This window comes from Algoriphagus kandeliae (assembly GCF_004571135.1).
GTDB lineage: Bacteria > Bacteroidota > Bacteroidia > Cytophagales > Cyclobacteriaceae > Algoriphagus > Algoriphagus kandeliae.
Map to the genome: position 1 here is coordinate 668,480 of NZ_SPSB01000002.1, position 12,923 is coordinate 681,402.

The window sequence follows — 12,923 nt, forward strand, 5'->3', positions numbered from 1 at the left end:
TTAATTGAATTTGACTACCAGAAGTGAATAATCATCATCGATCAGTCCATCTCCTCCAACAAAATCATGAAGGCTGTCGATCAGTTTGGTTTGAATCTCCTTTGGTGAAAGATGATGGTTCACTTCCACGAGAGCTCGGATTCTTTCAAATCCAAATTGTTGGGATTTTTGATTTTTAGCCTCAACAATTCCATCCGTGAAAAGAATCAGAATATCCCCTGAATGGTACGTAAACTCTTTTTCCTCAACGTGTTTTTCGTATTGCATGTTTCTTAAAATTCCCAATCCCAAACCACCAATTCCGAGATATTCGGCCTTTTGGTTTCCGGATCGGTAGAAAAGGGTAGGAACATGACCCGCCCGGGCATGACAAACTTGATGATGAAGTGTGTCAATGATAAAAATAGACGCCGTGATAAAGTGATTTCGCTCCAGGCAACGACTTAAGGCTGCATTGGAGCGAATCATAAATTCTTTTGGGCTCAGGTTGAGTTGTATCAAGCTTTGAAAGACTCCTTTCATCTGAGCCATGTGGAAAGCAGCAGATGTTCCCTTTCCCGATACATCGCCGATGATCAAAGCATATCTGTGCTGATCCAATTGAAAAGTGTCATAATAATCACCTCCAACCTCATCGGCTGCATTGGAATAAGCACATATTTCAAAGCCTTGATTATGCTCAAGATTAATTGGTAACAAGGCTTTTTGAACACGCTGCGCAATTTTTAATTCCTCCTGATAGCGTTCGTTTTGGATGGCTTGATTCAAGAGTCGATGATTTTCAACCGAAATGCTTGCTTGCCGGGCAAAAGTCTCAATAATGGAGACCATTTCTTTATTGAATCCATCTTTCAGCTCTTTACAAAGGACCATTCGCCCGATTACAGACTTGTTGATTACTAGCGGGACCAAGAGCAGGGAACCAAACTTGGGGTGAGAAATTTTCAAAGGAAGTGGATTCAATAAATCCGCCTTGGACTCTTTTGCCCAATTCTGTGCAGCCGAATTTGATTCGATTAATTGAGAAAGTTCTTCTTTCTCCTTTTCCTCAATCCATCGGGTCTGAATAATGGTTTGATTTCGATCGGTTTGGTACATTTCCAGCCAAGCCCCGTCAGCAAAGGAGGCGCTCATAGAAGAGTCCATCAGGATGTCCAGTACTTTTTCTTCGTCCTCTTCCGGCTGAATCGATTGGCTCAAGCGCTGAAAGTTGATGGCTTCCGTTAGCTTTTGCTCAAAAACAGAAGAAGTAGGCAAATTGAAAAGCGTCACCAAGAAGCTAAATAGGGCATAGATCAAAATGAAGACATACAAGGAAATCAAAAACAGATTATCCAACAGGTTGATTGGATAGGTCTGTTGGGCGCTAGAATAGGCATTAGTCTGTAGAAAGAGGTATACCGAACAGATAATGATGATTGCCAAAAAAAGGAGTGATTTCCACTTTTCTTTGAAGGTGAGGTAGGGAATCCATTTCAGATTTACTGAAAGGAAGCCACCCAAAACTGTCAAAATCACAAACCCAAAAATAAAGCTGTAGCCAAAGGTGTTTTGGCTGAAAAAGACAAAAAACATGGCGATGAGTAGCCCGATTTCATAGGTCTGCCATTGCTGTACTACCTGCTTGGTTTTTTGATAGAGTATGAGTTTTTTCCAAAGTAAGGTGGTCGAAATCAGGAAAATAGCAATCAATGCAAAGTGTACATGGTAAAAAAAGTTTCGGAGAAATGGCTCCTGACCCAGTTTGCTATCGCCGAGAAATTCATAGAACAGCTGAATGACCAAAAAAGCCGCTGATGCGAAAATCCCTGTGGAGGCAGCTCTCCAAAGGAGGTTCAGGAATTCGTTTTGGGCGTTTTTTTGAAGATTGTAATTGTAAAAAAAGTAGACGGTTAGAAAGAAGAGGATTTCTAAAACCCAGGTGATTTCCGGGGCAATTCCGGAATTCAGATTGTTGATCACCCCAAAAAGCCGTACTAAATCCACAAATAGTAAGGACAGCCATACCAAAATGGATAGCAATAGACTCAGTCTTCCGATATGTATGGTGGGAAGTTTGATCATGGATTATACATCCCAATATTACTCAAAGGGATTGGAAAAATTGGGGGCTGACCCATTTTGCTAACTCTTTGAATGTTAAAAAATTTTAATCCGGACGGATTTTATTTACAAGCAAACCAAATCTGTCACGACCTCCTTGCCAAAACGATCTTCAATGAGTTGGAGGATTTTACTTTTATTCATCTGAATTTCCCTTTTGATGGGACCTGAGCTGAGTTTGACAAATAGCTTTTTATCTTGAATAAATACAGATTGCGTACGATCTGCAATGGTCTTTCCAACCAAATCTCCCCACTCATGGATAAGTGATTTTTCACGGAATTTTCCTTCCAGTCGATATGCTTTCAGCAATTCCTGAAAGGCTTCCTCTAATGGAGCTGCTTCTTTTTTTCGTTCTGAAAATGAGGTCATAGGTTAGTAAAATAAAGCTTGGGCTATGCTATCAGCTAGTAGCATTCCTGATTTAGTCAAAGATAGGCTTTTCTTTTCCCACTGTAACCATCCCGCTTGTTCAAATTCCCGGATCTTTATTGATCGTTCATTCAAGAGGTCTTTCTTGAATTTTTCTTGTAGAAATTCTAAATCCACTCCCCATCGTGTACGCAAAGCGGTAAGCAAATATTCGTTGAGACGATCAACTTCCTCCAGAGGCTCAGGAATTAAAGGAAGTAAATTCTGGGATAAAGCTTTGATATAATTTGGGTTGTGACTTGGATTAAGGAAGCGCTGCTCCCCATCAAAAGAATGGGCCCCAGGGCCCAACCCTAAATAAGATTGTCCTTTCCAATACAAGGAATTGTGGAGAGATTCCTGTCCCGGCTGAGCAAAATTGGATATTTCGTACTGAATATATCCCGCTTCTTCTGAAAGGTGTTGAAGGATTTCAAATTGCTCCGCCACAAAATCTTCATCCGCAGGATTGAATTTTCCCTTTTGGGTCCAATTCCCCAAGGCGGTTCCTTCTTCCACAGTCAAGGCATAGCAGGAAAGGTGGCCGGGATGCTGTGAAATTGCCGTTTTTAAATCCTGTATCCAAAGCGAATGATCTGAATGCGGGAATCCATAGATCAAATCCATGCTGAATTTTTTGAATCCTTCCCCCCGTGCCATTTCAATAGCTTCTAAGGATTCTTTTGAATTATGGGCCCGATTGTAAAATTGGAGTACTTCATCCTGGAAACTTTGAATCCCCAGGCTAAGTCTATCAATCCCCAGTTTTTTCCAGGCAGCCAATTTTTTTGGACTCAAGTCATCTGGATTTGCTTCTAGTGTTACTTCCTGAAGATCCAATTTGAAATTGGTATGGATTGCTGATAGAATTTCTTCCAGCCATTCGGGCTTGGCTAAGGAAGGTGTTCCCCCTCCAAAATAAATTGTGGTAATGCTTTCGCCATTCAAGAAATCCTTGCGTAGGATAGCTTCTCGGGCGATCAGAGAAGTCATGTTTTGAAATTGGCTGGTATTTGTGCTGAAATGAAAATCACAATAATGACAAGCCTGCTTGCAAAAAGGGATATGAATATAAATTCCAGCCAATTTGAATTCTTTAATTTGCAAATATAAGTATTAGCCTTTCGTCTGTGTTCCAAAAGTTCCTCTCGGCCTTTTTTCTGTTTTTCATTTTATGCAGTTCTGCATTCTCACAGCATGGCTATTGGCTGAGCTGGAGAGATAGTTTGGATCGAGATACTTCGGGTAATTGGAAGGTTTTTGAAGATTCGGTACAGCGGAATTTTTACCTTGATTCTTTGGTGCAAGTAGCTTGGGAAGAGGGGTATTTAGGTGCTGCTATAGATCGGCTTGAAGACCAAGGCGATTCGCTCTGGGTCAAATTCTATCAAGGACCAAAAATTCAGCAAATCCGGCTAAAACAGGGAAATCTTTCTAAGGACTTTGTACAGATTTCTTCTGCCCCATTAAATTTCACCGAAGTCAATCAACTTTTTCTGGATGTATTGAAGGAAGCGGAGAATACAGGTTTCCCATTCGCCAGTATTCGTTTGGATAGTTTGCAGCGGCAGGGGGAGGAGTTGAGTGCTAGTCTCAAAATTAGTCTTGGTCCCGAAATTCGCTGGGATACACTTCAAATAGAAGGAAACTCGGTCACAAAGGAAAAATATCTTCAGCGACTGTCAAGATTAGAGATAGGGGCTCCCTTTTCTCAAAATGAGCTCGAGCAAGCCACCAAACGAGTAGGTAGAAGTCCTTATTTCAGGTTGGGGGGCGCTCCAAAAATTGATTTTCGCCTACAAAAGGCTAGCCCCGTCTTTCAGTTAAGCGATCGAAATTCCAATGTGTTGGATGGGATTTTGGGAGTTTTGCCCAATGAAAATCAACCCGGAAAGGTCTTGATTACCGGGCAATTAGATTTGGAACTATACCACTTGGGAGGAAAGGGGCGGGATGTGTCGGTTCATTGGCAGCGGTTTAATGAATTGACGCAACGATTAGACTTGGAGGCGAAGGAGTCTTTTGTTTTCGGTTCTGGTTTAGATGTGGCTGCCGAATTCAGTCTGCTCAAGCAAGATACAAGTTTCATTAACCGTAGGCTTGGTGTTCATTTCGGCTATCAGTCGAAAAGCCCATTGTATTTTGATTTTTTTCTGCGAAGGCAAGCGGGAGATTTGATTTCAACAGTTGCTTATAATGAGGTTACCGAACTTCCAGAGACTGCGGATTTCCGATGGTCCGAGTATGGGCTTCATGTGACCTTAGATCTTTTGGATGATGTGATTGCGCCAAGGAAAGGGGTGAAAATAGAATTGGGTCTATCAGCAGGGAATAAGGAAATTTTACAAAATACAGGGATTCCCGAAGAGGCCTATCAGGGATTGGACCTTCGAACGCCGCAATATTCTTTGAAAGGGAAAATAGAAAAGCATTTTTATCTCAAAAGGAACTGGGGGATCTATTGGGGGGCTGCAGCAGGGATGATTCGAAATGAAAATTTGCTTCAAAATGACTTATATCGTTTAGGAGGTTTGCAAAGTATCCGAGGATTTAATGAGAACTTTTTCTTTGCGAGAGACTATTTTTACATGAATTTGGAGCCAAGGCTATTTTTAGGAGAAAATTCCTTTCTCTTTCTTTTTTCCGACTTAGGCTTATTGGAAAACCCGTATTTTGCGGACTCGATTGAGCAAGCCTTGTCTATAGGCTCTGGGATTAGTTTTGAGACGGACTCTGGTGTTTTTCGCTTTGTATATGCAGTAGGAAAAACCAAAGAACAGCCGCTTTCATTACAATTTTCAAAAATCCATTTTGGGTATTTAGTTCGGTTTTGATTTATGAAGTTTCGGTTTTCGGTTTTATTACTTCTTCTTTTTTTGGGTTCAGGGTTGACCTTCCTTCGTGCGCAAGTCCTGGAGGATATGACCGATGCCTGGAAGCGAGAGGAAGTGAAAAGCTGGTTTTCTTCATCCAACCGTCTGGATCAATGGGTTGATTTGAAAGAGTTTCCCGAGGCTTATTTGGTGATGGAAGTTCCAGGACAGACCCTAGTATTTGAAGGGGAACGACTTTGGTTTTTTTCCAAGAAGGATACTTTTTTGCTACGTCAAGTCAAAGATTTACGACAAGAATTTGGGAAGGATTCTATCCAACTGACTTATTTCAAGAAGAGACTGGGTAGTGTCCGTCCTTTGCTCCAAAAGACCGTCAATGCCAAAAATTTGGATACGGTTGGTTTGGGGCAGCAAGCGGAAGTGGAAAGTTTTAGTCAGGTATTTTCTCGACAAGAGGTACGTGATTTTTTCTTAATTGCTTTTTTGATTGCCTTATTTCTTTTGGCAGGCTATCGGCAAGTCTACCCTTATATTTTCTTTTCAATTTTGAGTCCGAGAGGGCTGGTCACGGATGAGGATTTTTCAGAAAGTGGAAGTCTTCAGAAGTTTTTCTCCTTGGATATTTTACTATTCGTCTTTTTGGTGAATATTTTGACCTCCTTGGGCGCGATTATGGGCTTGATTTTCTTTCAGCAGGACTTGCTTTTGCAATGGGGAGTAAATTCATCAGATCGCCTTTTGGGGCTATGGTTAGTAGGTGCAATCGGATTATTGGTTCTTACTATTTTCAAATTTATTGGGATTCGAATTACTGCCACACTCTTTGATTTGACGAGATTGGAGTTTCCTCATTTTTTCTATTTGCTTCGCTTAATCGTTTGGGCTAATTTATTATTTGTCTTAGTAGGATTTTTCTATCTGATGAACGCCTATTACGAACTTGAAATATTCCTTTCTTTATCCTATGAGGTATTTTTTTGGATGTATTTGTTGGGGATAGGGTTTTTGTTTCTCACAATGATGAATCGCTTGTCATTTAAGAAATATCATTTATTTACTTACCTTTGCATCGCAGAATTGGTGCCTTTCCTGATTTTGGTAAAAGGCGTCATGGTTTTCGGACAGTACTAAAAGTAAAACGCATTATTTAAGCATGACTGCATCGACAAAGGACAGGCTCAGACCCGTTAAAAGTATTCTTGTCTCCCAGCCAAAACCAGCCAACGAAAATTCCCCATACTTTCAGTTAGCGGAGAAGTACAACCTGAAAGTGGACTTCAGGCAGTTTATTGAAGTTCAGCCGGTTTCTCCTAAGGATTTTCGAAAGCAAAAGATCGATATTCTCAAACATACGGCGGTGATTTTCACCAGTAGAAATGCGATCGATCACTTTTTCAATATCTGCAAGGAGTTCAAGATTGAGATGCCTCCTGATATGAAGTACTTCTGTATTTCTGATCAGACTGCACATTATCTTCAGAAATACATTGTAATCCGAAAAAGAAAGCTTTTTGTGGGTACAAAGACTGCTCAGGATCTTTTTGATTATTTCAAGAAGCATAAGAATGAAAAGTATTTGTTTCCATGCTCTGATATTCGAAAGGATGATATTCCAGAATATTTAGAAAAGAACAATATCGATTTTACTGAAGCAATCATTTATCATACTGTAGCTGCTGATCTTTCTGATTTGGCAGACGTGAAGTATGATATCTTGGCTTTTTTCAGCCCTTCAGGTATCAAATCCTTGAAAGTGAACTTCCCGGATTTTGTACAGGGACCAACAAGAATTGCTGCTTTCGGCCCGACTACAGCAGAGGCGGTTCGTGAGCAAGGCTTGATTTTGGATATCGAGGCACCACTTCCAAATGCCCCAAGTATGACGGGTGCATTGGAACTTTATATAAAAAAGGCCAATAATTTGTAAGATTAGAAATCAAAATCAGTGGTTTTTCAGTTAAAATCCTTACAATAGTCCTTTAATCTGTAAAAGCCACTTTGGTTATGATTTTGAGCTTACGCTGGAAATATATTTTTGCTTTTGCGATATCGATCAACTTGCTGTTTTCCAGCAAGGTCTTTTCCCAGCAGGATGCGCAGTTTACTCAATACATGTTTAATGGCATGTATTATAATCCCGCGTTTGCTGGGAAAGAAGGCGGATATCGCTTTTCTGCTTTGCACCGTTCCCAGTGGTTTAATTATGCGACCTCCACAGGTGGAGGTGGAGCACCAGTAACGCAGTTATTGACTGCACAAGGAAGGTTAGAAGGTAAGGATATCGGCTATGGACTTACCCTAGTCAATGATCAGATAGGTGCAACAGGGAATTTGGAGATTAATCTTCAGGGAGCCTATCATAAGCAAATTAACCGAACGACACTTAGCTTTGGTGCTTATGTGGGGATGTTTTCGAGTTCCTTGGACTATGGAGAGCTTATCGTAGTGAATCCTGAACCAAACTTACCTACTTCAGGGAAAGAGAATTCCATGAATCTCAACTTTGGTGCAGGACTTTTGGTAGATAGAGGCAGTTATTATATAGGCCTGAGTAGCAGACATATTAATAGGCCAAGTTTTGATTTTGGGGATGGAGGAATCTCAAATCCCCTAGAAAATCATTCTTACCTTTTGTTTGGATATAGGTTCCGGCCAGTGGGACAATTTCGAGTGGAGCCAAGTTTTCTCTTAAAATCTGTTTCTTTTAATAATTTTTCCTTTGACCTCAGCGTTATTGGTACCTATCAAAACCGAATTACCGGAGGTTTGGCATTCCGAGGAGAGGAATCCCTATCAGTTATTTTGGGATATTCACTTTTGCCAGACAATTCGTTGACCTTGGGTTATGCATTCGACTTGGTGATCAGTGGTCTGGAAGCCAAGTCTCCAACCAGTCACGAACTCCTATTAAGGTATCGTTTGACAGGGGTAACTCGGGAGGTTCAGCGGGTGATTCAGCGGACTCCGAGATTTAGGTTTTAGGTTTTAGTTTTAAAATTACAGCGGGAAATAATAATAATTTATTGATTTTAAAGTTGGCAGGTTATTTGCATAAATGTCAAAAATTCCGCTAAATTTCGCTGAATGAGAAGATTTTAAATTGGAAAATCATTTGATGATATAAAAAATGTCATTTATGTATAATAAAATTAACCTACGCTTAGCGAGCATAACATTAGGTCTTGCGATCGCTACAATTCTTCCGGGTTGTGGACTTTTTAGTAAGAAAGGATCAGCCAGTGAAAAGTTGAACAGAAGAGGCGAAGTAACTGGTGTTCCTAAGCGGGCTCAGTGGCAGCAAAATCTCCCTTACGATATGGTGCCTGTGAAGGCCGGTACTTTTTGGATGGGACAGTCTGATGAAGACATCGCTTTTTCTCAATCATCCATGAACAAACAGATCACTATCTCTGAATTTTTTATGGATAAATATGAGGTTTCCAATAATAAGTATCGACAGTTTTTAGAGTCGGTAAGAAATGGAGAACTCACTTATGGTACTCCTACCACCTTAAAAGAAGAACCCCAATTTAATTTAGAAGAATTGAAGCCAGATACCACCGTTTGGTCTACTAGCTTCACTTTTCATTATGGTGACCCATTGATGGAGTTCTATTTCGATCATCCCGCATTTGATGATTATCCTGTTGTAGGCATTACTTGGGACCAAGCTAAGAAGTACTGCGAATGGAGAACTTACTTTATGAATGCCAATGATGAGTTCGAGTTTGATCTTCCAAGTTTCCGATTGCCTACTGAGGCAGAATGGGAATATGCAGCTAAGGGAGGAAAAGACGTGGCTAAATATCCTTGGGGTGGTCCTTATTTGAAGAACAAGAGAGGTTGTCTGATGGCAAACTTTAAACCTGGTAGAGGTAATTACATCGATGATGGCTTTGCTTACACAGCTCCTGTTGATGTATTTGCTCCGAATGGTTTTGGACTACACAATATGTCTGGAAATGTCGCTGAATGGGTATTGGATGCTTATTCACCAACTTCTAGAACTGTAACTTGGGATTTGGACCCGGTATATGATGTGGAAACTGAGCCTCGAAAAGTAATTCGTGGAGGAAGCTGGAAGGATATTGCACACTATTTGGAAACTTCCACTAGAACTTATGAATATCAAGACGTAGCTCAAGCGCATATTGGATTCCGTACCGTAATGACCTTCATCGGTAGATCAGGTTCAATGGATGTAAAATCCAACAAGCGTAGAAGACGATAAGAAAAATTCAATCCTTTTTAATAAAAAACCAAACACCTTAATTCTAACAACAAAAATGGCTAGCAACAGCAACTTCTTTTATTCCAACGTCATGCCGAAGATCTATGGTATCGGCGCGGCTGTCGTAATTCTCGGTGCGATGTTCAAAATTTTGGACTGGCAAGGTGCTAACTGGATGATCGGTATCGGTTTGAGTACTGAAGCCGTGATCTTCTTCCTTTCAGCTTTTGAGCCTAGACCTCAAGAAGTAGATTGGACGAAAGTTTATCCTGAGCTAGCCGGAGGTGAAGGATCAGGAAGAGCAGCAAAAAGTAAAGTAGCTGCTTCCGATGGTGTAACTCAGAAATTAGATGACATGCTTTCTAAGGCGAAAGTTGGTCCTGAACTTATTGAAAGCTTGGGCAAGGGAATGCAAAACCTAGCTTCGTCTGCTGAAAAAATGGGCAACCTAGCCGATGCTGCTGTTGCTACAAATGAATATGCTACAAACGTAAAATCTGCAGCCAAGACTTTGGTTGATATGAATGCTTCTTATGGAAAGACTGCAGCAGCTCTTACTGAAATGTCCGCTGCTTCTCAAGATGCTAAAGAATATCACAACCAAGTAAAGGCTGTAACTCAAAATCTTTCTGCTCTTAATGCAGTCTATGAATTGGAATTGCAAGATGCTAATAGTCATGTGAAGGCATTGAACAAGTTCTACTCTAATATGACTACTGCTATGGAGGGAATTACTGCAGCCGGTAAGGAAACAGAAGCATTCAAAAATGAACTAGCGAAATTGAATGCTAACGTAAGCTCTCTAAATAAAATCTATGGTGGTATGCTTTCAGCTATGAAAGGGTAATCAATTCCATTCATCCAAACTGACAAACCAAACCAATGGCAGGAGTAAAAGAGACACCTAGACAGCGGATGATCGGGATGATGTACCTGGTTTTGACGGCCTTGTTGGCCCTCCAGGTCAGTAATCAGATCCTCCAGAAATTTATCCTCATCAATGATGGGATGGAGCGAACCTCCCGCAACTATATTTTGGACAACCAAGCTGCGGTAAGTTCGATTGAATATACTGTAGAGCAACAGGGAAATAATGAAAAAGACGTTCCTAAAGTTGCTGCTGCAAAACAGATTCGCGATGCTTCTAAAGAGATTTATGATTATTTAGAGGTACTCAAAAGAGACCTGATAGAGCAATCCAATGCGAAAAATGAAGAAGGTAACTTCGTCAATGCAGCATTGAAGAATACAGAAGTTGCCGGTAACATGTTCGTTAATTCCGGCAAAGGCGAAGAATTAAAAGAGACTTTAAATAACTATCCTGCGAGAGTAGAAGAGATTCTTTCAAGTGTAGGAATTACCGATTTGAAATTTGAGCGAATTGCATTGGATGCTTCTGAAATTCCGCTTTTCGCTAATAATAGCGAGGTTAATGGAAAAAGCTTCGTTGCTCTGAACTTTGTAAAGTCACCAGTTGGTGCTGTAATCGCTTTGCTTTCTCAGTATCAAAATGAAGTGCTAAATATTGAAAGTGAAGCACTTACAAACATTGCAAATACCATCGGTTCTTTCTACTTCAAGGCTGATATTACCGAAGCTCAGATTTCTGCTGTTTCTAATATCGTAGCAGCCGGTACTAAGTTTGAAGCTACCATGTTTATTGCTTCTTCTTCTTCCTCTGCCCGTCCTTCCATGTCTTTGGATGGTCGTCAAATCGAGGTTGACGAAAAAGGATTTGGTAGAATTGAGTTCACAGCTACTCCTGCTTCGGAATATGATGACAGAGGATTGGCAAGAAGAGTACTTCAAGGTGAAATCATTACCAATATTGGTGGTGAAGATCAAGTTCTACCAGTTGAATACGAATATTTTGTTGCTCAGCCAGTTGTGAAGGTTTCTTCCGAAGTGGTTCAGCAGTTGTATGCAGATTGTGCTAACGAACTCCTAATTGAAGTTCCAGCACTTGGTAATACCTATGCTCCTGAATTCAATGTAAGTAATGGTCAGGCTATCAAAGGAAACTCTCCTGGTCAAGTAACCATTATTCCAGGTGCTACAGGTAAAGTAACAATCGGTGTTAGTTCAGGTGGAAATAAAATTGACGACGTAACGTTTGATATTAAGCCTGTTCCTGCTCCATCACTTGTACCTACCATGTCTAATGGAACTCCAGTTGATATCGCACAAGCTCAGGCTATCGGTTCTTTGACTGGTTTGCAATTGCAAGCAGTTCCTGAACCAACATTTGGTAGAACAATGGCTAAAGACGCAAACTTTGAAGTAACTGGAGGTGAACTTCGATTGCTTCGAAATGAGGTTCCTAGACAGACCGTACGAATTTCTTCTGGAAACAACCTAGCTATGCGTCAATTGCTTGAAAGTGCCCGACCTGGGGACGATATCGTGATCGAAGTAAATCAAGTAACTCGTACCAACTTTAGAGGAAATAAGATTCCTTCTGAATTGAGACAAATTATTCGAATCGCGATCAAATAATAAGCGTCGAAAAGTTTAAAGATTATGAAAAAGATCCTTCAATATTCCTTCGTTATCATCTTGATGGCAGCAATGTCTTGGACATTTGATGCCCAAGCACAGGTAGCTACGAGTGTCAATCCTTCTGGATTTGGAGACCGTCAATTCAAGATGGACACTATTTTTTCGTCCAAGCGAATCCGCGAAGATGATAAAATGTATCAAATCGGTGTTTGGAGGAGAATTGATCTTCGAGAGAAGTATAATCTTTCACTCTATGGCTCTGGTGATACCAAGTCTAATGGGATCATCAATCAGATTTATAAGGCCGTAGTTGAAGAAAATGCATTGGAGGTATTTGGAGATGAAGATTTCACACAGCCTCTTTCTATCGCTGAATTCCAAGAAAATTTCTGGTTGAATGCCTTGGGAGATAGCATTTTCGTGAAGCAATTGTATTATTTGGATTTCAAAGAGGATTTCGTTTTTGATAAGCATCACTCCGACATGGTTTTCGATGTGAAGTACTTGCATTTAGTGATGCCATCTCAAACCAATTCTAATGCAGGTGAAAAAACTATCGGTTTCATCCGATACAAGGATTTCTACAACTACTTCAAGGACCATCCCGAAGCACGTTGGATCAACTTCCAAAACCTGTCTAAAAGCTTAACTTACGATCAGGCTTTCGATACCCGACTATTTAGATCCGTGGTTCGAGAATTTACCAATCCTGATGAAGCCCTAATTGCAGATATGGTTAATCCAGATCATCCCAATCCGGAAATGCAGGCTTACCTAGATGCTTTGGCCTTCGAGTACAAACTACTAGAATTTGAAAATTCCCTCTGGGAATGGTAATAGAAAAG

At 40.6% G+C, this 12,923-nt stretch carries 11 protein-coding genes; 8 read left to right on the forward strand and 3 right to left on the reverse strand.

Going from position 1 to position 12,923, the window contains the following annotated elements; genetic code table 11:
* The 3 genes from E4S40_RS07495 to hemW form a co-directional block, all read right to left on the reverse strand.
* On the reverse strand, positions 1 to 2,064 hold the full coding sequence (locus tag E4S40_RS07495; protein WP_135072721.1) for a SpoIIE family protein phosphatase: 2,064 nt from the start codon (positions 2,062 to 2,064) through the stop codon (positions 1 to 3).
* Between the two features lie 105 nt (positions 2,065 to 2,169).
* Positions 2,170 to 2,475 (reverse strand): DUF721 domain-containing protein, encoded by a 306-nt coding sequence (locus tag E4S40_RS07500; protein WP_135072722.1) that lies wholly within the window; start codon positions 2,473 to 2,475, stop codon positions 2,170 to 2,172.
* Between the two features lie 3 nt (positions 2,476 to 2,478).
* Positions 2,479 to 3,621, reverse strand: coding sequence for a radical SAM family heme chaperone HemW (hemW, locus tag E4S40_RS07505; RefSeq protein ID WP_317129219.1), 1,143 nt, complete (start codon positions 3,619 to 3,621; stop codon positions 2,479 to 2,481).
* A gap of 23 nt (positions 3,622 to 3,644) precedes the next feature.
* On the opposite strand from hemW, the gene E4S40_RS07510 reads away from it, so the two are divergent.
* The 8 genes from E4S40_RS07510 to porN all read left to right on the forward strand — a co-directional run bounded on the left by E4S40_RS07510 (position 3,645) and on the right by porN (position 12,915).
* Positions 3,645 to 5,348, forward strand: a complete 1,704-nt coding sequence (locus tag E4S40_RS07510) for a POTRA domain-containing protein (protein ID WP_135072724.1) — start codon at positions 3,645 to 3,647, stop codon at positions 5,346 to 5,348.
* Between the two features lie 3 nt (positions 5,349 to 5,351).
* Entirely contained in the window at positions 5,352 to 6,479 is a 1,128-nt protein-coding gene (locus E4S40_RS07515; RefSeq protein ID WP_135072725.1) for a DUF4271 domain-containing protein, read from the forward strand.
* A 22-nt stretch (positions 6,480 to 6,501) separates the two neighbouring features.
* Positions 6,502 to 7,275 carry a uroporphyrinogen-III synthase gene (locus tag E4S40_RS07520; RefSeq protein WP_135072726.1) on the forward strand — a complete coding sequence of 258 codons (774 nt, stop codon included), beginning with the start codon at positions 6,502 to 6,504 and terminating at the stop codon, positions 7,273 to 7,275.
* A 77-nt stretch (positions 7,276 to 7,352) separates the two neighbouring features.
* On the forward strand, positions 7,353 to 8,330 hold the full coding sequence (locus tag E4S40_RS07525; protein WP_135072727.1) for a PorP/SprF family type IX secretion system membrane protein: 978 nt from the start codon (positions 7,353 to 7,355) through the stop codon (positions 8,328 to 8,330).
* A gap of 154 nt (positions 8,331 to 8,484) precedes the next feature.
* Positions 8,485 to 9,579 carry a T9SS ring complex lipoprotein PorK/GldK gene (porK, locus tag E4S40_RS07530; RefSeq protein WP_135072728.1) on the forward strand — a complete coding sequence of 365 codons (1,095 nt, stop codon included), beginning with the start codon at positions 8,485 to 8,487 and terminating at the stop codon, positions 9,577 to 9,579.
* Between the two features lie 55 nt (positions 9,580 to 9,634).
* Entirely contained in the window at positions 9,635 to 10,426 is a 792-nt protein-coding gene (porL, locus tag E4S40_RS07535; protein WP_135072729.1) for a type IX secretion system motor protein PorL/GldL, read from the forward strand.
* A gap of 35 nt (positions 10,427 to 10,461) precedes the next feature.
* The gene (gene porM / locus E4S40_RS07540; protein ID WP_135072730.1) at positions 10,462 to 12,075 is read left to right on the forward strand and encodes a type IX secretion system motor protein PorM/GldM; all 1,614 of its coding nucleotides are present in this window, start codon (positions 10,462 to 10,464) and stop codon (positions 12,073 to 12,075) included.
* A 63-nt stretch (positions 12,076 to 12,138) separates the two neighbouring features.
* On the forward strand, positions 12,139 to 12,915 hold the full coding sequence (gene porN / locus E4S40_RS07545) for a type IX secretion system ring subunit PorN/GldN (RefSeq protein ID WP_135073095.1): 777 nt from the start codon (positions 12,139 to 12,141) through the stop codon (positions 12,913 to 12,915).
* The last annotated feature ends 8 nt before the right edge of the window (positions 12,916 to 12,923 follow it).

What these genes read in the sequence shown, in the direction of transcription:
- E4S40_RS07495 (WP_135072721.1), bottom strand. Translation starts at nt 2,064, where the DNA reads ATGATCAAACTTCCCACCATACATATCGGAAGACTGAGTCTATTGCTA.
- E4S40_RS07500 (WP_135072722.1), bottom strand. Translation starts at nt 2,475, where the DNA reads ATGACCTCATTTTCAGAACGAAAAAAAGAAGCAGCTCCATTAGAGGAA.
- E4S40_RS07515 (WP_135072725.1), top strand. Translation starts at nt 5,352, where the DNA reads ATGAAGTTTCGGTTTTCGGTTTTATTACTTCTTCTTTTTTTGGGTTCA.
- E4S40_RS07520 (WP_135072726.1), top strand. Translation starts at nt 6,502, where the DNA reads ATGACTGCATCGACAAAGGACAGGCTCAGACCCGTTAAAAGTATTCTT.
- E4S40_RS07525 (WP_135072727.1), top strand. Translation starts at nt 7,353, where the DNA reads ATGATTTTGAGCTTACGCTGGAAATATATTTTTGCTTTTGCGATATCG.
- porK (WP_135072728.1), top strand. Translation starts at nt 8,485, where the DNA reads ATGTATAATAAAATTAACCTACGCTTAGCGAGCATAACATTAGGTCTT.
- porL (WP_135072729.1), top strand. Translation starts at nt 9,635, where the DNA reads ATGGCTAGCAACAGCAACTTCTTTTATTCCAACGTCATGCCGAAGATC.
- porM (WP_135072730.1), top strand. Translation starts at nt 10,462, where the DNA reads ATGGCAGGAGTAAAAGAGACACCTAGACAGCGGATGATCGGGATGATG.
- porN (WP_135073095.1), top strand. Translation starts at nt 12,139, where the DNA reads ATGGCAGCAATGTCTTGGACATTTGATGCCCAAGCACAGGTAGCTACG.